This is a genomic window from Mycobacterium sp. pUA109 (assembly GCF_041287095.1).
In the GTDB taxonomy this organism is placed as follows: Bacteria; Actinomycetota; Actinomycetes; order Mycobacteriales; family Mycobacteriaceae; genus Mycobacterium.
Window position 1 is genome coordinate 1 of sequence record NZ_JBGGKS010000021.1, and the last position, 22,784, is coordinate 22,784.

23 protein-coding genes are annotated in these 22,784 nt (G+C 68.2%); 2 read left to right on the plus strand and 21 right to left on the minus strand.

What is annotated here, in order from left to right:
* Positions 1–192 precede the first annotated feature (192 nt).
* A complete protein-coding gene (murA, locus tag ACAG26_RS21355; RefSeq protein WP_370485072.1) occupies positions 193–1,446 on the minus strand; it encodes a UDP-N-acetylglucosamine 1-carboxyvinyltransferase in 1,254 nt (417 codons plus the stop codon).
* 57 nt (positions 1,447–1,503) lie between these two features.
* Here murA and ACAG26_RS21360 point away from each other — a divergent pair, with 57 nt between their 5' ends.
* Complete coding sequence (locus ACAG26_RS21360; protein ID WP_370485073.1) at positions 1,504–2,076, plus strand: cob(I)yrinic acid a,c-diamide adenosyltransferase; 573 nt, start codon at positions 1,504–1,506, stop codon at positions 2,074–2,076.
* Between the two features lie 149 nt (positions 2,077–2,225).
* On the opposite strand, the gene ACAG26_RS21365 is transcribed toward ACAG26_RS21360, so the two are convergent.
* The 15 genes from ACAG26_RS21365 to rpmE form a co-directional block, all read right to left on the minus strand.
* Positions 2,226–2,669, minus strand: a complete 444-nt coding sequence (locus ACAG26_RS21365) for a DUF2550 domain-containing protein (RefSeq protein WP_370485074.1) — start codon at positions 2,667–2,669, stop codon at positions 2,226–2,228.
* 12 nt (positions 2,670–2,681) lie between these two features.
* Positions 2,682–3,047, minus strand: a complete 366-nt coding sequence (locus ACAG26_RS21370; protein WP_370485075.1) for a F0F1 ATP synthase subunit epsilon — start codon at positions 3,045–3,047, stop codon at positions 2,682–2,684.
* Positions 3,048–3,077: 30 nt separating this feature from the next.
* Positions 3,078–4,529: a F0F1 ATP synthase subunit beta gene (gene atpD / locus ACAG26_RS21375; RefSeq protein WP_370485076.1), complete on the minus strand. Its 1,452-nt coding sequence runs from the start codon at positions 4,527–4,529 to the stop codon at positions 3,078–3,080.
* 24 nt (positions 4,530–4,553) lie between these two features.
* Complete coding sequence (locus ACAG26_RS21380; protein ID WP_370485077.1) at positions 4,554–5,474, minus strand: F0F1 ATP synthase subunit gamma; 921 nt, start codon at positions 5,472–5,474, stop codon at positions 4,554–4,556.
* Between the two features lie 16 nt (positions 5,475–5,490).
* Entirely contained in the window at positions 5,491–7,137 is a 1,647-nt protein-coding gene (gene atpA / locus ACAG26_RS21385) for a F0F1 ATP synthase subunit alpha (protein WP_370485078.1), read from the minus strand.
* A 50-nt stretch (positions 7,138–7,187) separates the two neighbouring features.
* Entirely contained in the window at positions 7,188–8,528 is a 1,341-nt protein-coding gene (locus ACAG26_RS21390) for a F0F1 ATP synthase subunit B/delta (protein ID WP_370485079.1), read from the minus strand.
* 6 nt (positions 8,529–8,534) lie between these two features.
* Positions 8,535–9,062, minus strand: coding sequence for a F0F1 ATP synthase subunit B (locus ACAG26_RS21395; RefSeq protein ID WP_370485080.1), 528 nt, complete (start codon positions 9,060–9,062; stop codon positions 8,535–8,537).
* A gap of 9 nt (positions 9,063–9,071) precedes the next feature.
* Positions 9,072–9,317 (minus strand): F0F1 ATP synthase subunit C, encoded by a 246-nt coding sequence (locus ACAG26_RS21400; RefSeq protein WP_370485081.1) that lies wholly within the window; start codon positions 9,315–9,317, stop codon positions 9,072–9,074.
* A gap of 73 nt (positions 9,318–9,390) precedes the next feature.
* Positions 9,391–10,149, minus strand: coding sequence for a F0F1 ATP synthase subunit A (atpB, locus tag ACAG26_RS21405; RefSeq protein ID WP_370485082.1), 759 nt, complete (start codon positions 10,147–10,149; stop codon positions 9,391–9,393).
* Positions 10,142–10,591: an ATP synthase subunit I gene (locus tag ACAG26_RS21410; RefSeq protein WP_370485083.1), complete on the minus strand. Its 450-nt coding sequence runs from the start codon at positions 10,589–10,591 to the stop codon at positions 10,142–10,144. Before ACAG26_RS21410 ends, atpB begins: the two co-directional genes overlap by 8 nt.
* A gap of 226 nt (positions 10,592–10,817) precedes the next feature.
* Positions 10,818–12,029 carry a glycosyltransferase family 4 protein gene (locus ACAG26_RS21415; RefSeq protein WP_370485084.1) on the minus strand — a complete coding sequence of 404 codons (1,212 nt, stop codon included), beginning with the start codon at positions 12,027–12,029 and terminating at the stop codon, positions 10,818–10,820.
* Positions 12,030–12,044: 15 nt separating this feature from the next.
* The gene (locus ACAG26_RS21420) at positions 12,045–12,695 is read right to left on the minus strand and encodes an L-threonylcarbamoyladenylate synthase (RefSeq protein WP_370485085.1); all 651 of its coding nucleotides are present in this window, start codon (positions 12,693–12,695) and stop codon (positions 12,045–12,047) included.
* Entirely contained in the window at positions 12,692–13,540 is an 849-nt protein-coding gene (gene prmC, locus ACAG26_RS21425; RefSeq protein WP_370485086.1) for a peptide chain release factor N(5)-glutamine methyltransferase, read from the minus strand. The genes ACAG26_RS21420 and prmC overlap by 4 nt, the downstream gene beginning before the upstream one ends.
* Positions 13,541–13,542: 2 nt before the next feature.
* Complete coding sequence (gene prfA / locus ACAG26_RS21430) at positions 13,543–14,619, minus strand: peptide chain release factor 1 (RefSeq protein WP_370485087.1); 1,077 nt, start codon at positions 14,617–14,619, stop codon at positions 13,543–13,545.
* A 69-nt stretch (positions 14,620–14,688) separates the two neighbouring features.
* Positions 14,689–14,931, minus strand: coding sequence for a 50S ribosomal protein L31 (rpmE, locus tag ACAG26_RS21435; RefSeq protein ID WP_071028960.1), 243 nt, complete (start codon positions 14,929–14,931; stop codon positions 14,689–14,691).
* Between the two features lie 266 nt (positions 14,932–15,197).
* Between rpmE and ACAG26_RS21440 the strand changes: the two genes are divergently transcribed.
* On the plus strand, positions 15,198–15,506 hold the full coding sequence (locus ACAG26_RS21440) for a hypothetical protein (protein WP_370485088.1): 309 nt from the start codon (positions 15,198–15,200) through the stop codon (positions 15,504–15,506).
* On the opposite strand, the gene fadD1 is transcribed toward ACAG26_RS21440, so the two are convergent.
* The 5 genes from fadD1 to ACAG26_RS21465 form a co-directional block, all read right to left on the minus strand.
* On the minus strand, positions 15,490–17,115 hold the full coding sequence (gene fadD1, locus ACAG26_RS21445) for a fatty-acid--CoA ligase FadD1 (protein ID WP_370485089.1): 1,626 nt from the start codon (positions 17,113–17,115) through the stop codon (positions 15,490–15,492). The two genes, ACAG26_RS21440 and fadD1, sit on opposite strands and share 17 nt — an antisense overlap.
* Before the next feature lie 71 nt (positions 17,116–17,186).
* Positions 17,187–19,151 (minus strand): transcription termination factor Rho, encoded by a 1,965-nt coding sequence (gene rho, locus ACAG26_RS21450; protein ID WP_370485090.1) that lies wholly within the window; start codon positions 19,149–19,151, stop codon positions 17,187–17,189.
* A gap of 274 nt (positions 19,152–19,425) precedes the next feature.
* Positions 19,426–20,370: a homoserine kinase gene (gene thrB, locus ACAG26_RS21455; protein ID WP_370485091.1), complete on the minus strand. Its 945-nt coding sequence runs from the start codon at positions 20,368–20,370 to the stop codon at positions 19,426–19,428.
* Positions 20,371–20,381: 11 nt separating this feature from the next.
* Positions 20,382–21,464 carry a threonine synthase gene (thrC, locus tag ACAG26_RS21460; RefSeq protein WP_370485092.1) on the minus strand — a complete coding sequence of 361 codons (1,083 nt, stop codon included), beginning with the start codon at positions 21,462–21,464 and terminating at the stop codon, positions 20,382–20,384.
* Positions 21,461–22,783 (minus strand): homoserine dehydrogenase, encoded by a 1,323-nt coding sequence (locus ACAG26_RS21465; protein ID WP_370485162.1) that lies wholly within the window; start codon positions 22,781–22,783, stop codon positions 21,461–21,463. Before ACAG26_RS21465 ends, thrC begins: the two co-directional genes overlap by 4 nt.
* Position 22,784: the final 1 nt, after the last annotated feature.

Sequence of the window (22,784 nt, forward strand, 5' to 3'; positions counted from 1 at the left end):
GGCAGTCAAAGGCATGGCAAAAAACAACAACAAACAAAAACCACCAAACACACTATTGAGTTCTCAAACAACACACCCGGTTTTCAGGCAACCCTGCCACTGTACTCCAGGGCTTGGGCGACGTCAACCCCGGACGTCGGCTCCGTACGGAGATCGCAGCGGTTTCGACGGCCGCGGGGTTGGCACTGCGGACTACTCTACCCGTTCGATCTCCGCACCCAAACTCGCCAGGTTCTCCACGAATAACGGGTACCCGCGATCGATGTGATAGACGTCGTGGACCTCGGTGTCTCCGTCGGCGACCAGGCCCGCCAACACCAGGCCAGCCCCCGCGCGGATGTCCGAGGACCACACCGGCGCGCTGGACAACTGCGGGATCCCCCGCACCACCGCGTGGTGTCCGTCGGTGCGCGCGTCGGCGCCGAGCCGGACCATCTCCTCGACAAACCGAAACCGGGCCTCGAACACGTTCTCGGTGATCATCGAGGTGCCGTCGGCGATCGAGGCCAGCCCGATCGCCATCGGTTGCAGGTCGGTGGGGAACCCGGGAAACGGCAACGTCGCGACGTTGACGGCTTTGGGCCGCTCGTATTGCGCGACGCGGAAGCTGTCATCGGTCTGGGTGACGGTGGCGCCGGCGTCGTGCAGCTTGTGCAACACCAGCTGCAGGTGCGCGGGATCGATCCCGGTCACCGTGATGTCGCCGCGGGTCATCACCGCCGCGATGGCCCAGGTGGCCGCGACAATGCGGTCCCCGATCACCTGATGTTCGGTCGGGTACAGCCGCGGCACCCCGGTGATCGTCAACGTCGGCGACCCGGCGCCCTCGATCTGGGCACCCATCTGGTTCAACATCGTGCACAGGTCGACCACGTCGGGTTCGCGGGCCGCATTGTGAATCGTGGTCACACCCTCGGCCAGCACCGCGGCCATCAGGATGTTCTCGGTCGCTCCCACGGACGGGAACTCCAGCTGAATCTCCGCGCCCCGCAACGTGTCTGCGTGCGCGACCACGCAGCCGTGCTCGATATTGCACTGGGCGCCCAGTTGCCGCAGCCCGGCCTGATGCATATCCAGCGGGCGCGACCCGATGGCGTCACCGCCGGGAAGCGCGACCTTGGCCCGCTTGCACCGGCCCACCAGCGGGCCCAGCACGCAGACCGAGGCCCGGAACTGCCGGACCGCAGCGAAGTCGGCGTCGTACTTGAGCTCGTCGGGGGACGTGATGCGGACGGTGACCCCGTCGAGTTCCACGGTGGCGCCCAGGCCGCGCAACACCTCGGCCATCAACGGGACGTCGAGGATGTCCGGGCAATTCGTGATGGTGCTGGTGCCCTCGGCCAGCAGCGCCGCGGCCATCAGCTTGAGCACGCTGTTCTTGGCGCCCCCGACGGCGACCTCGCCGGACAACCGGTTGCCGCCAGTCACCACGAATCGCTCGCTCACGCGAGTCAGTCTAGTGAGAGTGATGACCAGTGTCAGTCGGACCGGTACGGTTTGACCATGGCTGTGCACATCACGCGCGTCTACACCCGGACCGGCGACGACGGGACCACCGGGTTGAGCGATTTCTCCCGTGTCTCCAAGAATGACACGCGCCTGACGGCGTACGCCGACTGCGATGAGGCCAACGCCGCGCTCGGCGTCGCGGTCGCGTTGGGCAAGCCCGACGAGGCGCTGACGGCCGTGTTGCGCCAGGTCCAAAACGACCTGTTCGACGTGGGCGCCGATCTGGCCACCCCGGTGGCCGAGAACCCGGAGTATCCCCCGCTGCGCATCACCCAGGCCTATATCGATCGGGTGGAGCGCTGGTGCGATGAGTACAACGAAAGCCTGCCGAAGCTGAATTCGTTTATCTTGCCGGGCGGTTCGCCGCTTTCGGCGCTGCTGCACACCGCCCGCACCGTGGTCCGTCGCGCGGAGCGGTCGGCCTGGGCGGCGATCAGCGCCCATCCCGATGACACCACCACGTTGCCGGCCAAGTACCTAAACCGCTTGTCCGACTTGCTGTTCATCCTGGCGCGGCTAGCCAACCCGCACGGCGATGTGCTGTGGCAACCCGGCGGCGGGGCCTAAGCGCTCGGGCTGAGCGCCGAAATCGACGTTAACGTGTGCTCCACTCGCACTTTCCCGCGATAACGTCGATCTCGCCGTGAAAAACCCGAGCCCGTCGATCTCGCGGCCAAAACCCGAGCCCGTGAAATCCGCGGCAAAGCCCGAGCCGATCAGGTGCTGCGGCGACGGGCGCGCGGTGAGGGTCGGGATTCCAGCCAGGACAGGAACGCGGTGCGGGCGCCCTGATCCAGCGCGATCTCGAATCCCTCTCTGCGGTCCTGGGTGCTGTCCCGGAGTTCCAGGACCACGATCTCGCCGGTCATGATGTCGAACTCGTCGCCGCGCGGCGAGCGCCGCGACACGATTTCGACGCCGCGCCGGGCCAGCCGACGGTCCGGCCACAACCGCACGCTGGACAGCCGATAAAACGCCGCTTCACCACCGCGGTAACGGATTACCCCGTGGCGCCAGCCGTGCCCCCCGACCGCGGGGATGTCGCGCATGATCGCCGCCGTGCCGCCCTGCCGCAGATTCCAGAGTCGGTAGCTCAGCGCCAGGACGGCAAGCAACAGGACGGCGCTGAGCACGGCCAGGAGGATCATTGGCACGTGCATCGGCCAGACCTGCTAGTCGATCACGCCCAAGGCGCGCAGCCGGGCTCGTCCCCGGGCCGCGACCCGCGGGTCGCCGGACTGGGCGTCGTGGCGGGCGGTGGCCTCGTCGATCTCGTCGGCGAAGTCGACGGACTCGGCGAGGATGCTCACGCCCTCCTCGGTCACCGACAGGAAGCCGCCGTGCACCGCGATCCGCAGATCGTCCTCGTCGTCCCGCTCGACCTTCACCATGGCGTCATCGACGAGTTCGGCGACCAACGGGATGTGCCGGGGCATGATCCCGATCTCGCCGACGGTGGTGCGGGTGAAGATGAAGCTCGCCTTGCCCGACCACACCTTCCGGTCGACGGCGACGATCTCGACATCCAGTTCTGCCACCTCATACCACCTTTCGCCGCCGGGCCGCCATCACAGCTTGGCGCCGAGGCTCTCGGCCTTCTTGGCCAAGTCGTCCAGACCGCCGATCAGGAAGAAGGCCTGCTCGGGCAGGTGGTCGAACTCGCCCTTGCACAGCTTGTCGAACGCCTCGATGGTCTCCTTGAGCGGCACCGTCGAACCGGGCTGGCCGGTGAACTGCTCGGCGGCCATCATGTTCTGGCTCAGGAACCGCTCGATACGCCGCGCCCGGTTCACCAGCTGCTTGTCCTCCTCGGACAGCTCGTCGATACCGAGGATCGCGATGATGTCCTGAAGGTCCTTGTAGCGCTGCAGGATTCGGATGACCTCTTGGGCCACCCGGTAGTGCTCGTCGCCGACCACACCCGGGTCGAGGATGGTCGAGCTGGACGCCAGCGGGTCCACCGCCGGGAAGATGCCCTTGGAGAACACCGCACGAGAGAGCTCGGTGGTGGCGTCCAGGTGCGCGAAGGTCGTCGCCGGTGCCGGGTCGGTGTAGTCGTCGGCGGGCACGTACACGGCCTGCATCGAGGTGATGGAGCGACCCCGGGTCGAGGTGATGCGCTCCTGCAGCTCACCCATCTCGTCGGCCAGGGTGGGCTGGTAGCCCACCGCCGAGGGCATCCGGCCCAGCAGCGTGGAGACCTCGGAGCCGGCCTGGGTGAACCGGAAGATGTTGTCGATGAACAGCAGCACGTCCTGGCCCTGTTCGTCGCGGAAGAACTCGGCCATGGTCAGCGCCGACAGCGCCACCCGCATACGAGTGCCCGGCGGCTCATCCATCTGCCCGAACACCAACGCGGTGTCCTTGAGCACGTTGGCCTCACCGAGCTCGACCCACAGGTCGTTGCCCTCACGGGTCCGCTCCCCCACCCCGGCGAACACCGACGTACCACCGAAGTTGCGGGCGATGCGGTTGATCATCTCCTGAATCAACACGGTCTTGCCCACACCGGCACCACCGAACAGCGCGATCTTGCCACCACGCACGTACGGGGTGAGCAGGTCGACGACCTTCAGCCCGGTCTCCAGCATCTCGGTGCGGGGCTCCAGCTCATCGAACGCCGGCGGCTTGCGGTGAATGGCCCAGTGCTCGAAGTCTTCTCCGTAACCCGGCTCGTCCAGGCAGTGACCCAGCGCGTTGAAGACGTGGCCCTTGACCCCGTCACCGACCGGGACCGAGATCGCCTTGCCGGTGTCGGTGACCTCCACGCCACGCACCAGCCCGTCGGTGGGCTGCATGGAGATGGTGCGCACCAGGTTGTCACCCAGGTGCTGGGCGACCTCCAGCGTCAGGGTTTTCGCCAGCGACTCGAACGTGACCTCCGCGTGCAGCGCGTTGAACAGTTCGGGAACGGCACCCCGCGGGAACTCGACGTCGACCACGGGGCCGGTCACCCGCACCACGCGTCCGGCGGTGTCGGTGCCGCGGGTGGCGGTGGACTTTTCAGCGGTAGCAGTCATGATCTTCTTCGCTTCCTTAGGGGCTTACCTGGCGTCGGCCAGCGCGTTTGCGCCACCGACGATTTCGCTGATTTCCTGGGTGATCTGGGCCTGACGCTCGCGGTTGGCCTCCAGCGTCAGGGCCTTGATCAAGTCGTCGGCGTTGTCGGTGGCCGACTTCATCGCCCGCTGACGCGACGCCAACTCCGAGGCGGCGGCATCCAGCAACGCGGCGTACACGCGGGTGGTCAGATACCGCGGCAGCAGTGATTCGAACAGCGTCGTCGCGTCCGGTTCGAACGAGTACAGGGTGCGCGGTCCGGTCTCCTCCCCGACGTACTCCACCACCATCGGGGCGATCCGACGCGCCTCGGCCGACTGCGACAGCATCGATTTGAACTCCGTCGCGACGATGTGCAGTTCGTCGACGCCGAGCACACCGTCGGTGCCGGGGTCGTCGCCGTGGTCGTCGGCCCCGGCCAAGAACGTCTTCACCAGCGTCGAGGCGATGCCGGTGGCATCCTCGTAGCTGGGCCGTTCGGAGAACCCGGTCCACGACTCGGTGATCTTCCAGTTCCGGAAGGTGTAGTAGCTCAACGCTTTCCGGCCGACCACGTAGAGCACCGGGGTCTTGCCTTCGGACCGCAGCAGGGAGAACAGCTCTTCGGCACGGCGGAAGATGTTGGCGTTGTAGGCGCCACACAGACCACGATCCGACGACACCACCAGCACGCCGGCCCGCTTGGGCTCGTCGCGTTCGACCAGCAGCGGATGGTCCAGCGCGGCTTCGGCGGCCAACGTGGTGAGCAGCCGGGTGATCTCGACGGAGTAGGGCCGGGCCGCTTCCAGCCGGGCCTGCGCCCGACCGATGCGCGAGGTGGCGATCAGCTCCTGGGCCTTGGTGATCTTTTTGATCGACCCGGCAGAGCGGATACGTCCCCGCAGTTCGCGAAGTGTGGCAGCCATGTTCTTCCTGGGTCCGTTACTTCTTCTTCGGCGCGGGCTTGCGGACCTGTACCGCTTCCTTGCCCAGTTGCTCTTCGTCCAGGGCCTCGACGTGCGCGTCGGGCACCACCGAGCCGCCACCGGTGGCGGCGAAGCCCTTCTTGAACTGGTTGACCACCTCGGTCAGCTTTTCGCTGGCCTCATCGGAGAGCTTCTTCGACTCGCGGATCTCGGAGAGGATGTCTTCCTCGGAGGCCCGCACGTGGTCCAGGAATTCGGTTTCGAAGCGGCCGATGTCCTCGACCGGCACCGAGTCCAGGTGCCCACCGGTACCCAGGAAGATCGACACCACCTGCTCCTCGACCGCCATCGGTTGGTACTGCGGCTGTTTGAGCAACTCGACCAGGCGGGCGCCGCGCTCCAGCTGAGCCTTGGAGGTGGCGTCCAGGTCGGAGGCGAACGCCGCGAACGCCTCGAGCTCGCGGTATTGCGACAGGTCCAGACGCAGCGACCCGGCCACCTCTTTCATGGCCTTGATCTGGGCGGCACCACCGACGCGGGACACCGACACACCGACGTTGATGGCCGGCCGCACACCCTGGTTGAACAGGTCGGTCTCCAAGAAGCACTGGCCGTCGGTGATCGAGATGACGTTGGTCGGGATGTAGGCCGAGATGTCGTTGGCCTTGGTCTCGATGATCGGCAGGCCGGTCAGCGAGCCACCGCCGAGTTCGTCGGACAGCTTGGCGCAGCGCTCCAACAGCCGCGAGTGCAGGTAGAACACGTCACCGGGGTAGGCTTCGCGGCCCGGCGGGCGGCGCAGCAGCAGCGAGATCGCGCGGTAGGCCTCGGCCTGCTTGGTCAGGTCGTCGAACACGATCAGCACGTGCTTACCGGCGTACATCCAGTGCTGGGCGATCGCCGAGCCGGTGTAGGGGGCAAGCCATTTGAAGCCGGCGGAGTCCGACGCCGGGGCGGCCACGATGGTGGTGTAGTCCATCGCGCCGCCCTCTTCCAAGGCGCGACGCACGCTGGCGATCGTGGTGCCCTTCTGGCCGATGGCCACGTACACGCAGCGCACCTGCTGCTTGGGGTCGCCGGTCTCCCAGTTCTTGCGCTGGTTGAGGATGGTGTCCACGCAGACGGCGGTCTTACCGGTCTTGCGGTCGCCGATGATCAGCTGACGCTGGCCGCGACCGATCGGGGTCATCGCGTCGATGGCCTTGATGCCGGTCTGCAGCGGCTCGCTCACCCCTTGGCGCTGCACCACCGACGGCGCCTGGATCTCCAGGGCGCGGCGGGTCTCGGCCTCGATGTCCCCGCGCGCGTCGATCGGCTGACCCAGCGGGTTGACCACCCGGCCCAGGAACGCGTCGCCGACCGGCACCGACAGCACTTCGCCGGTGCGCTTGACCTGCTGGCCTTCTTCGATGTTCTCGAAGTTACCCAGGATCACCGCGCCGACGCTGTGCTCGTCGAGGTTGAGCGCCACCCCGAGCACGCCGCCGGGGAACTCCAGGATCTCCTGGGTCATCACCGAGGGCATACCCGCGACGTGGGCGATACCGTCACCGGCGTCGATGACCGTGCCGACCTCTTCGCGGGCGGTGTCGGAGGTAAAGGAGCTCACGTACTCCTCGATTGCCCCCTGAATGTCATCAGCGGAGATTGTCAACTCAGCCATGGCGTTTCGTCTTCCTGCCTTAGATATGGGTAGTTATCGATAAGTCTGGGTTAGTCGGGCAACTGGGCCTGGGCCGTGGCCAGACGCGCCGCCAACGTACCGTCGATCACCTCGTCGCCCACCGCGATCGAGAGCCCGCCCAGCAGTGCGGGATCGATCTGCATCTGCACGGTCACCGGGTGGCCGTAGATCCGGCTCAACACCGCGGTGAGCCGGGTGCGCTGGGCGTCGGAGAGGCCCGCGGCCGCACCGACGTGGGCGATGACCTCGCCGCGGCGGGCCACCGCGACCTCGGCCAGGCCCAGCACCGCCTGCGCGGCCGGTTCGCCGCGCAGCAGCTGGATGGTCTGGGACAGCAGCGCCACCGCGATCGGGTTGGCGGTGCCGCCGGCGCTCTCCAGCACCTTGCGCAACAACGCCACCCGGCCTTCGGCGGGCGCGGCGTTGTCGCTGAGCAGCGTGTCCAGGCGCGGCTGGGCGTCGAGCACGCGGGAAAACCGGAACAGCTGGTCTTCCACCTCGTCGACCTGTCCGGCGCGTTCGGCGCGCACCAGCAGCGCCTGCCGAGCCAGGAGTTCGACGGCGTCGACCAGATCCGCGTTCGCCGACCAGCGCTCCGCCACAGCGGCTTTGACCAGCTGCAGGGCCGAGTCGGCGATCTTGCCGCTCACCAACCGCTGCACCAGCTGAACCCGGGGAGCGGGGTCGTCCGCGGGTTGCGTCAGATACCGGGTGACGACGGTTTCGCGGTCCAGCAGTGCGGCCACCGAGGCGAGGTCCTCGCCCAGGGTGGAAAGTCCCGCGTCGTCGAGGCCGGCGACCACGTCATCGAACCGCGCCGCCAGATTCGTCAACGCTTGCCGGCTGACCGAGCGCATCTTGGACGCCACCGGATATTGGACTTCGGCCGCCGACGGGGCCATGGCATCCAGCTCATCGAGGAACCGGTCGACGCTGGCCGACTGGTTGGCCGAATCGGTGACGTGATCGCGCACCAGCTCCTCGGCACGCCGCACGGATTCGCTGCCCAGGTCGGCGCGCAGCTGGCGGATCAGTTGGGCGCGCAGCAGTTCGACCTGCTGGCCGCCCTGCACTTTGATGCGCTCCACCTCGCTGTCGGCCTGGGCCCGCAGTTGTTCGGTGAGGCGTTTGGCATCCGCCTGGGCCTCCTCGGAGACCCGCTTCGCCTCGGCCTTGGCGTCTTCCAACGCCTTGGCGTGGGCCTGGTCGGCTTGCGCCAGCTTTTCGGCGGCCGCGGCGGACTCCGCCAACTGGTCCCGCACCGACTGCTGCTGGGCGGTCATCAGGCGGCGGACCGGCGGCACGACGTAGCGCCACACCAGCCAGACGATGACCGCGAAACCAACCAGTTGTCCGATGAACGTCGACATGATCCGCTACCGCCCTGTGGTCGCCGGGGTTGCTGCCGAGGTGGTGAGGTCCACGCCGAGAATCCGGCTGGCCAGGGTCGCCGAGAGTGTCTCCACCCGGGCGCGCAGCTCCCCGGCCATAGCGTCCCCCTCCTGCTTGAGTTGCTCGCCGGCGCTTTGCAGGGTGGCGGCCACCTCCGCGTCCGCGCGACCGCGCATCTCCTCGAGGACCTTGCGGCCCTCCGCCCGTGCTTCGTCGCGCACCGCGGATGCTTCCACCCGCGCCTGCGCCATCTGCTTCTCGTAGTCGGCCTCGGCGGCAGCGAATTGCTCGGCCGACTTCTTGTTGTCGGCGATGGTCTTGGTGACCATGTTCTCGCGCTCCCGCAGCACCTTCATGATCGGCGGCACCACGAAGGTGCCGATCACGCCGAGCACGATCAAAAAGATGACCAGCACGACGAAGAAGGTGCCGTTGGGGATGAGGAAGTTGTTGCCGCCGCCTTCCTCGGCTCCCTGACCGGCGGCCAGGACAATAGCGCTCATGTCACCCATCTCTGCGGATTACTTGACCGGGGTGGCGAACACGAACAGCGCCATGAAGGCCAGGTTGATGAAGTACGCCGCCTCAACCAGACCGACGGTGATGAAGAACGGGGTGAACAGCCGGCCCTGGGCCTCGGGCTGCCGCGCGATTCCGGAGATCAGCGCGTTACCGGCGATACCGTCACCGATACCGGCGCCGATCGCGCCGCCGGCCATGATCAGTCCACCACCGATGAGGGCGCCGGCAGCGATTGTGGGGTCCATTCCTTATCCTCCTTGATAACTGGTAGCCATCTACCAGGTCTGTAGTGGTCCGCGTCAGCGGGGTTCGGGTGCTCTAGTGGTGCTCATCTTCGAGCTCCATGGCTTGACTGAAGTACAGGATCGTCAGCAGCGCGAAGATGAACGCCTGGATCAATCCGACGAACAAGTCGAACGCCTTCCAGATCGCGTTTGGCGCCCACAGGATGTAGGGCGGGAACAGCGCGATCAGGCCGACCAGGATGCCGCCGGCGAAGATGTTGCCGAAAAGCCGGAGGGACAATGAGATCGGTTTGGCGATCTCTTCGACCAGGTTGATCGGCGCCAGGATCGCGACATGGCCCTTGAGCAGCTTGACCGGGTGCCCGATGATGCCGCGCCGCCAGAACCCGGCCAGGTGATAGCAGAGGAACACGAACAACGCCAACGCCAACACATAGTTGATGTCGGCGGCCGGTGGCGCGAACAGCTCCTTGGCGTTGCCGGCCTTGTCGCTGTACTGCAGCGGCAGCACCGACAGCCAGTTGGAGATCAGGATGAACACGAAGATCGTGACCGCCAGCGGCAACACGAACGGCGCGATCTTCATCCCGATGGCACCCTCGATCTGGTTGCGCATCTGAATGGTGATCGCCTCGAAGAACAACTGCACCCCGCCGGGCACCCCGCTGGAGGTGACCTTGGCGCGCAAGAACAACGCCAGGGCGATCACGATCGCCGCGGCGATCCCGGAAGCCACGATGGTGTCGACGTTGACCTCGCCGAGCACCGGCCAAACGGCCGTCTCATGGTGGCCGACCTCGATAGCGGCCTCGGCCAGGATCGTCTCAGTCATCTGCGGTCCCTTCGTCCACGCCGGGCTCTGTCGCTTGTGTGCGCAGCTTTTTTACCACTGGCATCGCGGTGGTCAGCACGAGTACTGCCTGAAACAGCGCCAATCCGAACAGCACACCGAGCCCGGTGGGCTGGAAGTAGAACGCGATCGCCAGCCCGACCACCGTAATGACCAGCAGCCGCGACGCGGAATTGAGTGCCATCTTCTTCTTCAGCGGATGGTCCTGGGCGGTGATGGCCAGCGCCGCACGGCGCACCAGCACGGCGTTGAGCAGACCCAGCGCGAGCCCCAGACCGAAGAACAACCCGAACGCCAGGTGGCCCAGCTGGGCGGCCGCGGCGGTGGCGACCGCGGTCAGGGCAACGCAGATGAGGAGCAGCCGAACCGGCCGGAATACCACAGAGGGCAACACCAACGGCGCGTCCTGCGCTGGTGTCGTCACCGCCTCACCTCAATCCCCGCGTTCTCGAGTGCCGCTGTTGTGATCTGTTGCGCGACCCGCCGAGCGTAACGGATGGGCCAGGGCGCGCTTGAATCACTCAAGGGGCAGCTCCCTGTGTCGGTCGTTGGTCGGCGCCGATCGGCTTGTACACCGATGGGCCGGGGCCGGCAACCCGCGAGGTTTTTTCGGGTTCTGCCAGCACCGTACCACATGGTAGACACCCCTACTACTGGTCGTCGTAGAGTGTTTCGCCGCGGCGCAATAACGGGATCACCGTCACCACAATCGCCACGAGAATCGCCCCCAGCATGACCGCCCCGGTGTAGCGCGGATCGAAGAAGATGGTACTGGCGGTGCCCAGGGCGATGATGCCCACCCACAGGTAGATGAGCAGCACCGCGCGCCGGTGGGAGTGGCCGATCTGCAGCAAGCGGTGATGCAGGTGCATCTTGTCGGGGGTGCTGAACGGGCTGAGGCCGGCGCGGGTGCGGCGCACGATCGCCAACAACGTGTCCAGGGCCGGCACGAACATCACCGCGACCACCAACAGGAACGGCGACAGCAGCGCGAACGCGTCGCGGGCGCCGTAGGCGCTCTGCGAGATCGGACCGGCGGCGGTCGTCGACGCGGCCGCCAGCATCAGGCCGATCAGCATCGACCCGGAGTCGCCCATGAAGATCTTGGCCCGGTGGAAGTTGTGCGGCAAAAACCCCAGACACGCCCCGGCGAGCACCACCGAGATCACCGCCGGCGGGTAGAACAACACGTCGCCGCCGTGGTCGCGCAGCAGGCCGACGGAAAACATGCAAATGGCCAATGCGGTGATGAGCCCGAGGCCGGCGGCCAGTCCGTCGAGGCCGTCGACGAAGTTCATCGCGTTGACGATCGAGACGGTCAACGCCAGCGTGAGCAGGATCGAGGAGACCTGATCCAACACGATGGTGCCCACCCCGCCGAGCGGGATGTACAGCACGCTCCAGGCCACCCCCATGGTGACCAGCACGCTGGCCGCGGTGATCTGGCCGGCGAACTTGGTCAACGCGTCCAGGCCCCACCGGTCGTCGATCAAGCCGATGCCCATGATCACCCCGCCGGCCACCAGCACCGCGGGCATGCCCGACGAATACACGAAGCCGCGGGTGAGCGCCGGCAGCTGGGACGCCAAAAAGACCGCCGCCAGGACACCGACGTACATGGCCAGCCCGCCCATCCGCGGCGTGGGCTGCACGTGCACGTCGCGGTCGCGCGGGTAGGCCACCGCGCCCAACCGGGTAGCCAACAGCCGCACCGGCCCGGTGGTGAAGTAGGTGATGATCGCCGCGGTCAGCCCGACGAGGGCGAGCTCGCGCAGCGGGACGCCGGCACCGCGCTCCGACAGCGCGAGCAGACCGCCGGCCAGGGTGTCCACGTCGCTGAGCACCCCGCGACCGTACTGCACGACCCTAAGCTCCGATCACGCCGTCAACTCGGTGGGCTCCACGCCCAGCACGGTGCCGATGGCTTCGGCGCTGACCGGTCCCACCCGCAGGATGCGCGGGGTGGCGGCGGTCAGATCGACGATGGTGGAGGCCGCTTGCTGCGCCGAGGGTCCCGCGTCCAGATACACGTCGACCAGGTCGCCGAGTTGGCGGTGGGCCTCGGCGGCGTCGACCGCCGGCGGCTGGCCCGACGTGTTCGCGCTGGAGACCGCCATCGGGCCCACCTCACGCAGCAGTTCGATGGCCACCGGGTGCAACGGCATGCGCAGCATCACGGTGCCGCGCGCGTCGCCGAGGTCCCACTGCAGCGACGGCGCCTGGCGGACCACCAGGCTCAGCGCACCCGGCCAGAAGGCGCGGATCAATTCGTGGGCGGCGTCGGGCACCGCGACCACCAGCCCCTCGATGGTGTGCCAGGAGCCGACCAGCACCCCCACCGGCATATCGCGGCCGCGGCGTTTGGCGGCCAACAGTGCGGCGACGGCGCCGCCGTCGAAGGCGTCCGCGCCGATGCCGTAGACGGTGTCGGTGGGCATCACCACCAGCCGGCCGCTGCGTGCCGCGCTGGCCGCCGCGGCGATGCCCTGGGCCCGCTGATCGGTGTCGGTGCAGTCATAGATGGTCATGGCCGCCGCTCCTTCCTGACCGCCGTCACGAAACGAAGGCGCCCGGTCAGGTCCCGTCGCGCCGTGATGTCGTCGAAAAGGCCGGTGGCCGCGACGGTGTCGACGGTGAGCGTCGAGGTGGTGTCGTCGTGTTCGACGGCAAACCGGCCGCCGGGACGCAGCCAGCGGCCCGCGGCGGCGGCCACCGCCGCAATCACCGTCATCCCGTCCGGCCCCCCGAACAGCGCGTGCGCGGGATCGTGCTGGGCCACTTCGGGTTCGAGAACCGCACCGTCGGGAATATAGGGCGGGTTGGCCACCACCAGATCGACGCCGCCGTCGAGCTCGGCCAGCAGGCCGGGCGTCGTCGCGTCGGCGCGCACCACCTCCACGCCGGTGCCCGCACAATTGCGCCGGGCGTAATCCAGTGCGGCCTCGGAGTCGTCGACGGCGCACACCCGGGCCGCGGGCCAGTGCCGCGCCAACGCGATCGCCAACGCGCCAGATCCGGTGCACACGTCGACGATCACCGGCTGCGGGTCCAGTGGCTGCGCCATCGCCCACGCCAGCAGCGCCTCGGTTTCCGGACGCGGGATGAACACCCCCGGGCCGACGTGCACGGTCACCGGGCCCAACGACGCCGTCCCGGTCAGGTGCTGCAGCGGCACCCGTTGCGAACGCGCGGCCACCACGTCGTGATACCGGGCGAAAAAGTCGTCGCCGGGCGGGTCGAGCAGCGCCAGGCGGCCGCGCTCGGTGCCCGCCAGATACGCGGCCAACTCCTCGGCATCGGTGCGCGCCGAATCGATCCCGGCCGCGGCGAACACCGCGGCGGCGGAGTCGATGGCGCACCGCAGCCGGGTCATGGCTACGTCTCCTGCTGCAGCCGGGACTGTTTGTCGGCGGCGGCCAGCGCGTCGAACAGCGCGTCGAGGTCGCCGTCGAGTACCTGGTCGAGGTTGTGCGCCTTGAAACCGATCCGGTGGTCGGTGATGCGGTTCTCCGGGAAGTTGTAGGTGCGGATGCGTTCGCTGCGGTCCACGGTCCGGATTTGGCTGGCCCGGTCGGCCGACGCATCGGCCAGCGCCTGCTCCTCGGCCATGGCTTGCAGCCGCGCCGCCAGCACCTGCAGCGCCCGGGTCTTGTTCTGCAGCTGCGAACGTTCGTTTTGGCAGGTGACCACGATGCCGGTCGGCAGGTGGGTGATCCGCACCGCGGAGTCGGTGGTGTTGACGCCCTGGCCGCCCTTGCCGGAGGAGCGGTAGACGTCGATACGCAGATCCGATTCGTCGATCTGGACCTCGCCGACCTCCTCGGGTTCGGGATACACCAGCACCCCGGCCGCCGAGGTGTGCACCCGGCCTTGGGATTCGGTCACCGGGACCCGCTGCACCCGGTGCACGCCGCCCTCGAACTTCAGCCGGGACCAGACCCCGTCGACGGCGTCGCCCTTGCTGGCGATGGTCAGCGTCGCGTCCTTGTAGCCGCCCAGATCCGAGGTGGTCTCATCGAGCACGGTCACCGTCCAGCCGCGACGCTCGGCGTAGCGGATGTACATCCGGGCCAGGTCGGCGGCGAACAACGCCGATTCCTCGCCGCCCTCCCCCGATTTGACCTCGAGCACGACGTCGTCGGCGTCGTGCGGGTCGCGGGGCGCCAGCATGTCGGTGAGCTGGGTGTCCAGTTGGGCCACCCGGGTCTCCAACTCGGTGACCTCGGCGGCGAACGAGTCGTCGTCGGCGGCCAGCTCCCGGGCGGTGTCCAAATCGCCGCGCGCCGATTCCAGCTTGCGGTGGGTGGCGACGATGGGCGCCAGCTGCGCGAACCGCCGCCCGGCCTTGCGCGCCTCGACGGGATTGTTGTGCAGCTCGGGGTCGGCGAGCTGACGTTCCAGGTCGGCGTGTTCGGCCAACAACGCGTCGATCGCCGCGACGCTCTGCGTCATCTCAACCTCCGAACACAAAGCGACGCCCGGCCTGCGCGGGTTGCCGCAACAGTCCGGGCGTCGGTGCTGCTACTTGTCGGCCGAAGCTTCCTGCTGGGCCCCGGTCTTGCGCTTGCCGTAGCGCCGCTCGAAGCGGGCCACCCGGCCGCCGCTGTCCAGGATCTTCTGCTTCCCGGTGTAGAACGGGTGGCACTGCGAGCAGACCTCGACCACGATGTGGCCGCCCGGCTTGGTGCTTCGGGTGGTGAACGAGTTGCCGCAGCCGCAGACCACGGTGGTCTCGCCGTAGGCAGGGTGAATGCCAGATTTCATGATGTCCTCTTCGATTGCGGGTCGCCGGGTCGCCGGTAAGGCGTGAACCGGAACCTCAAGGTGCCTGAAATGCCAGGGCGGTCGCCGGTCGATTATGCCAGGTCAGCCGCCATCCTCCCAAACGTCGCGCTGAGCGCCCGCATTCCCGCGGTCCGCCGCGGTGCCCGCGGTGCCGCCCCACCCCCGGATGAATAGGGCCCCCGGCCGACGTTAAACAATTAACGCCGGTGGCAGATCGTCACCGACACGGACAGAAAGTTGCGGCGGTGACGATGAAGATGCAGATCAAACGCCTAATGACCGGGAGCGCGGTGGCCGCGGTTGCGCTGGCGCTGGGCGCCGGGGTGGCCAGCGCCGACCCGGAAGTGCCGCCACCGCCCCCGGTGCCCAACGTCGACGCGCCCGTTCCCCCGGTTCCGGCGGCCCCGCCGATCCCGGAAGCGCCGCCGATCCCGCCGGTGCCGGCCGTCCCGCAGCCCGGCGGGCCGGTGGAGGCACCGCCCGTTCCGCCGGTGCCGGCGATCCCGCCGGTCCCGGCCGTCCCGCCGGTGCCGCGGGTCAGCGTGGGTGGCTGACCTCGTCGACCGCTGACGCGGCGGTGCGGCGCCCCTCGACGGGGGTGTAGGTCCTGCAGTTTCCGTTGCGGGTCCACAGCACCCCACCGTCGGGTGTCGCACCGCGCGCGGTCAGTTCCCGCTTGAGCACCTTGTTGGTCGCCGTCGCCGGCAACGCCTCGGTGAGCCAGACGTGCCGCGGCCACGCCTTGGGCGACAGATCGGATTGGCCGGCCAAAAAGTCGCCGAACTCCTGCGGCGTCAGCGCGGCGCCGTCGTGCAGCACGATCGCCGCCATCACCTGATCCCCCACCCGCTCGTCGGGCACCGCGTACACCGCGACCTGGCTGACCGGCTCCAGCCGCAGCAGGATCCGTTCGATGGGGGCGGTGGTCATGTTCTCGCCGTCGACCCGCAGCCAGTCCCCGGTGCGTCCGGCGAAATAGATCCAGCCCTCGGCGTCGGCGTAGGCCAGGTCGCCAGACCAGTACATGCCGTGCCGCAGCCGGGCGTCGGTGGCATCCCGGTCGTTGTAGTAGCCGGAGAACATGCCGGCCCCGGTGGTGTTGACCAGTTCACCGATCGCCGCGTCGGGGTTGGTCAGCGTGCCGTCCGCGGCGAATTCGGCGGCGACGCACTCGGTCACCGTGTGGGGGTGGTAGATGGCCACGCCGGGAAACGGTTTACCCAAGGCGCCCGCCGGGCAACCGTCCTCGCGGGTGACGATGATGGCGCCTTCGGTGGAGCCGAAACCGTCCCAGACCGTGCACCCGAAGCGGCGGGAAAACTCGGCGATGTCACGGTCAGTGGCTTCGTTGCCGAACGCGACCCGCAGCGGGTTGGCGTGATCGTCGGGTTGTTCGGGGGTGGCCAGCACGTAAGCCAGCGGTTTGCCGACATAGTTCATATAGGTCGCCTGGTAGCGGCGCAGGTCACCCAACAACCGCGACGCCGAGAACGCCGCGGGCACCATCGACGCACCGCAGCCCACCGCCACGCTCCAGCCGGCCAGCACCCCGTTGGAGTGAAACAGCGGCATCGACAGGTAGCAGATGTCGGACGCGCTCAGCTCGAAACGTTGAATCAGCGACGCACCGGCGAACGGCACGATCAGGTGCGGCAGCTGCACGGCTTTGGGATCCCCGCTGGTCCCGGACGTGAAGATCATCATGAAGGTGTCCGTGGGGGCGACCTCGCGGTGCGGGACCAGGTCGCCGGCGTCGGCCAGCATCGTCGACCACTCGGCACCGTCGACATCGATGATCCGCACCCCGGGCAGGTCCAGGCCGTCGAGCAGGTCGGCGTGCGCGGCATCGGTGAGCAGGATCTGGCTGTCCGACTTGCGGATATCGCCGGCCAGCGCGGCCCCGCGGCGGGTGTCGTTGATCCCGCACAGCACGTAGCCGCCCAGGGCGGCGGCCGCCATCGCGGTGAGCATCTCGGGGGTGTTGCCCAGCAGCACCCCGACGTGCAGCGGCCGGTCCGGGTCGGCGGCCTTGATCAGCGCGGCCGCGGTGGCCGCGGCGTCGGCCAGGTGTTCACGCCAGGTCCAGATGCGCTCGCCGTACCGGACCGCCGGGGCGTCGTCGCCGACCCGTTCGCGAAGGAGTTGTTGCACCGTGTCTGCCACGGGCACCATTGTGGCCCAACACACACGACGGCCCCCGACGCACTGGGTGCCGGGGGCCGTCGCCGGGTGTGCTAATCGATTTCTGCGCCACCCGGTGTCGTCTTGGACACCTGCACTAAGAACTCGTAGTTGTTCTTCGTCTTGCGCAGCTGGCTCATCAGCAGGTCGATCGCCTGATGCGAATCCAGCCCGGAAAGCACCCGACGCAGCTTGTGCACGATGGCGAACTCGTCCGGGGACAGCAGCAACTCGTCTTTACGGGTGCCGGACGGGTTGACGTCGACCGCGGGGAACACCCGGCGCTCGGCGATCTTGCGGTCCAGCTTGAGCTCGGCGTTGCCGGTGCCCTTGAACTCCTCGAAGATCACCGTGTCACCGGTGGACCCGGTCTCCACCATCGCGGTGGCGATGATGGTCAGCGAGCCGCCGTCTTCGATATTGCGGGCCGCACCCAGGAACCGCTTCGGCGGGTACAGCGCGGTGGAGTCCACACCACCGGACAGGATGCGACCCGAGGCCGGCGAGGCGTTGTTGTACGCGCGCCCCAACCGGGTGATCGAGTCCAGCAGCACCACAACGTCCTTGCCCTGTTCGACCAGACGCTTGGCCCGTTCGATGGCCAGCTCGGCCACCGAGGTGTGATCCGACGGCGGCCGGTCGAACGTCGAGGCGATGACCTCGCCCTTGACCGAGCGCTGCATGTCGGTGACTTCTTCGGGCCGCTCGTCGACCAACACCACCATCAGGTGGCATTCGGGGTTGTTGCGGGTGATCGCGTTGGCGATGTCCTGCAAGATCGTGGTCTTACCGGCCTTGGGCGGCGACACGATCAACGCGCGCTGGCCCTTGCCGATCGGCATGATCAGGTCGATGACGCGGGTCGTGAGCTTGTCGCCCCCGGTCTCCAGCCGCAGCCGCTGATTCGGGTACAGCGGGGTCAGCTTGCCGAATTCGGGACGCTTCTTGGCGTCTTCGACCGGACCACCGTTGACGCTGTCCAGGCGCACCAGCGGGTTGAACTTCTGCCGCTGGTTGGGTTGTTCCCCTTCCCGCGGCACCCGCACCGCACCGGTCACCGCGTCACCGCGGCGCAGGCCGTTCTTGCGGACCATGTTCATCGAGACGTAGACGTCGTTGGGACCGGCGAGATAACCGGAGGTGCGCACGAACGCGTAGTTGTCCAACACGTCGAGGATGCCGGCCACCGGCTGCACGACGTCGTCCTCGCGCAGTTCGGTGTCACCGCCCTCGCCGGAGCGTTCGCCGCGGCGGCGCCGATCGCGGAACCGACGCCCCCGCCGGCCCTGACGGCCGTCGCCGTCGTCGTCCCCGCCCCGGTTCTGCTGGTCCCGCTGGCCCTGCTGGCCGCCGGAGCCCTGCTGGTCACCGCCTTGGTCGCCGCCCTTGTTGTGGCTGCGCTCCTCGGACTTGTCGGTCTTGGTGTCCTCGGATTTGCGGCCCTCGGTCGCGGTGTCCTGGTCGTTGCGCGGGCCGGACTTGCCGGCGTCGGACTGCTCGGCCTTGTCGCTCTTGTCGGCCTTATCCGCCTTGTCGCCCTTGTCGGCGGCCGTCGGCTCGGCGGCGGGCGATCCGGCGTCGCGGCTCGCGCCCCGACGCGCTCGGCGCGGGGCGGTGCCCGACGGCGCCTCGGCCGGCGGAGTCGACTTGGTGTCGGCGGTGTCCGCCGACGGTTCCGGGGCGGAGCTGCCGGCGGGCGCTTCCGTGGCGCCCCCGTTGCTGTGGCCGGGGTTGGCGCTGCCGCCCGGGTTTTGGCGATCCTTGATCGCCGCGATCAGCTCGCTCTTGCGCATGCCCGAGGTGCCTTTGACACCAATGCGGCTGGCCAGCGCGCGCAGTTCCGGCAGCACCATCGCCGACAGCGCCGCCTGCGGTGCGGCGGCGTTGTCGGATTTCGCGGCCCCGACCGGGGTGTCACCGCCGGTGGTGGCGGACGCGGAAGTGTTTGTGGTCACGGAATCCGACAGCAGGCTGCCTTGGGTGCTGCTGCCAGCCGTGATGAGGTCCGTATCAGTCACGGATTTCCTTTCTTCCCTCGCTGGTTGTGTCGCGGCGAGGGGTTAGTTGCATTCAGCCAAATCGCCGAGTGCGTTCCACCATCTCCTGTGTTGCGGTGCTGACCCGCATCGGCGGCGTTGAATGGCGAACCGTCTCCACGAGAAGAATTTGGTGGTGTGTCCCAGTGATATCGCAGTATTAGTGCAGACGCAGATCCTGCGATTGCTGGACGGCTCCGAGAATAACCTGCTTCCGAGCGGGAAGCAAGGCATACCCCGCGCCGCGTGCCGAGCCTCAGCTCGGCACCACCACTCCCGAACTCCAGCGAACTCCGTCGCCGACGGTCATCTCCCGGACGGCAAAGCCCTTTGCCGCGCCGTACTCGACGACCTCATCCGGCAACGCCGCAGCGGTACTGAGCGCAATCACCGCAGGTCCTGCACCAGAAAGCACCGCTGCGATGCCATAACGCCGCAGCAGCTGCAGGTATTCCGTGGACGCCGGGAGCGCGGCGGCGCGCTGCGGCTGGTGCAGCAGGTCCTCGGTGGCGGCCAGCAACAGATCCGGCCGCTGGGTGAGCGCCACCACCAGCAGCGCGGCGCGGCTCACATTGAACCGGGCGTCGTGGTGGCTGACCTGTGCGGGCAGCAGCACCCGGGTTTCGGCCGTCGACGAGCGTTGCTCGGGAATCGCCGGGAACAGATGGATATCGGGGTGCAGCCGCAACGGCACCGCCCCGTAGGCCGGTGGGGTGCGGCTGCTGTCGGTCCACGAGACCACCGCGCCGCCCAACACCGCGGCGGCGGCGTTATCCGGATGGCCTTCGAACTCCGAGGCCAGCTGGACCAGCTCCGCCTCGGTCAGCGGCGTCGTATCCACCTGTGCAACAAGGCCATTGACGGCCGCCAGCCCGCCGACCACGGCCGCCGCCGACGAGCCCAGCCCGCGCGAATGGGGCACGACGTTGCGACACCGCACCACCAACCCCGGGGCGGCGACGCCGGCCGCCTGCAGCCCGCGCCGGATACCTTGGACCACAAGATGATCCGGGCCCAGCGACACCTGGCCGGCACCCTCGCCGTCGACCTGCACCACCAGCCCGGAATCGGCTGTTTCGACGATGATCTCGTCGTAGAGGCCTAGGGCCAGGCCAAGGCTGTCGAAGCCGGGTCCGAGGTTGGCGCTCGACGCCGCCACGACCGCACTCGCGGACAGCCCGGCCGGCAGAATCTGGGTCACCGACACCCCTTCTAGACCAGTCCCAACTTCGCAACCACGGCGACCGGGTCGACGGGCACCGGGGTCACGCTTGGCATGTCTTTGAGTGCGGTGTCGGGATCCTTGAGGCCGTTGCCGGTGACGGTACACACCACCGTCGAACCGCGGGCCACCCAGCCGTCCTCGATGGACTTGAGCAGCCCGGCGATGCTGGCCGCCGAGGCCGGCTCGACGAAGACGCCTTCGGCGCGGGCCACCAGGTGGTAGGCGGCCAGGATCTCCTCGTCGGTGGCGGCCAGGAACCGTCCGCCGGACTGCTGCTGGGCCTCCACGGCTTGGGCCCACGACGCCGGCGAACCGATCCGGATCGCGGTGGCGATGGTCTCGGGCTCGCTGACCGGTTCACCGAGGACCAGCGGCGCCGCGCCGGCCGCCTGGGTGCCCAGCATGCGCGGCAGGCTTTCGGTGACGCCGTCGTGGTAGTACTCGCGGTAGCCCTTCCAGTACGCGGTGATGTTGCCGGCGTTGCCGACCGGCAGCGCATGCACGTCCGGGGCGGCGCCCAGCGCGTCGACGATCTCAAACGCGGCGGTCTTTTGCCCCTCGATGCGCACCGGGTTGACCGAGTTCACCAGGGAGATGGTGGGGAAATCGGCCGCCATCTTGCGGGCCAGTTCCAAACAGTCGTCGAAGTTGCCGTCGATCTGGATGATCTTGGCGCCGTGCATCACCGCCTGCGCCAGCTTGCCCATCGCGATCTTGCCCTGCGGAATCAGCACCGCACAGGTGATCCCGGCCCGGGCGGCGTAGGCTGCCGCCGACGCGGAGGTGTTGCCGGTGGAGGCGCACAGCACCGCCTGCTGGCCGCGGGCCACCGCATCGGTGACCGCCATCGTCATCCCCCGGTCCTTGAAGGAGCCGGTGGGGTTGAGCCCCTCGACCTTGAGATGCACGGTGCAGCCGGTCTGTTCGGACAGCCGGGTGGCGTGGATCAGCGGGGTGCCGCCCTCGAGCAGCGTGATCGGGGTCCAGTCGTCGCCGACCGGCAGCCGGTTGCGATAGGCCGCGATCAAGCCCGGCCAGGGCTGGTGAATGGTTCTCGGGGCGGCGCTCACTGGCCGGTTCCTTCCAGTCGTAACACACTGGCCACCCGCTGCACGGCGTCCAAATCAGCCAGCGCGGCAACGGTTTCCGACAGCGCGGCTTCGGGGGCCCGGTGGGTGACCACCACCACCCGGGCGCCGATGCGGCGGCCGTCCTCGTCGGCCACGCCCTCCTGACGCACTTCGGCGATGCTGACTTCGTGTTGGGCGAATTCGGCTGCCACCGTGGACAGCACACCGGGTTTGTCGGCGACATCCATGCTGACGTAGTACCGGGTGACGATGTCGCCGATCGGCGCGATGGGCAGTTGGGCGTATTTGGACTCGCGCGGGCCGCGGCTGCCCTGCACCCGGTTGCGCGCGGCCATCACCAGGTCACCGGTCACCGCCGAGGCGGTCGGCGCCCCGCCGGCGCCCTGCCCGTAGAACATCAGCCGACCGGCGGCCTCGGCCTCCACCACCACGGCGTTGAAGGCGCCGTTGACGGTGGCCAGCGGGTGACTCGACGGCACCAGGGCCGGGTAGACGCGGGCCGAAACCCGTTGCTGGCCTTCGGCGGTGGTGATCCGTTCGCAGATGGACAGCAATTTGATGGTGCAGCCCAGGGAACGCGCGGACGCCACGTCGTCCGGGGTGATGTTGGCGATGCCCTCGCGGTAGACGTCGTCGGCGGTGACCCGGGTGTGAAACGCGATGGACGCCAGGATCGCGGCCTTGGCCGCGGCGTCGTAGCCCTCGACGTCGGCGGTGGGATCGGCCTCGGCATAGCCCAGCGCCCGGGCATCGGCCAGCGCGCTGGCGTAATCGGTGCCGGTGGAATCCATCTCGGACAGGATGTAGTTGGTGGTGCCGTTGACGATGCCGGCCACCCGCCGCACGGTGTCCCCGGCCAGCGACTGGGTCAGCGGCCGGATGACCGGGATGGCGCCGGCCACGGCCGCCTCGAAGTACAGGTCGACCCGGGCCCGTTCGGCGGCGTCGGCCAACTCCCCGGTGGAGCGCGACAGCAGCGCCTTGTTCGCGGTGACCACGGACTTGCCGTGCTCCAGCGCCAACAGGATCGCCTTGCGGGCCGGCTCAACCGGCCCCATCAGCTCCACCACAATGTCGACGTCGTCGCGGGAGACCAGTTCCTCGATATTGTCGGTCAGCAGTTCGGCGGGCACGCCCCGATCGGCGGCGATCCGGCGCACACCGACACCGCGCAGCACCAACGGCGCACCGATCCGGGCAGCGAGGTCATCGGCGCTGTCTTCGATGATTCGGACCACTTCACTGCCGACATTGCCGAGCCCTAATACCGCGACACCGACCGGCTCCTCGTTTAACACG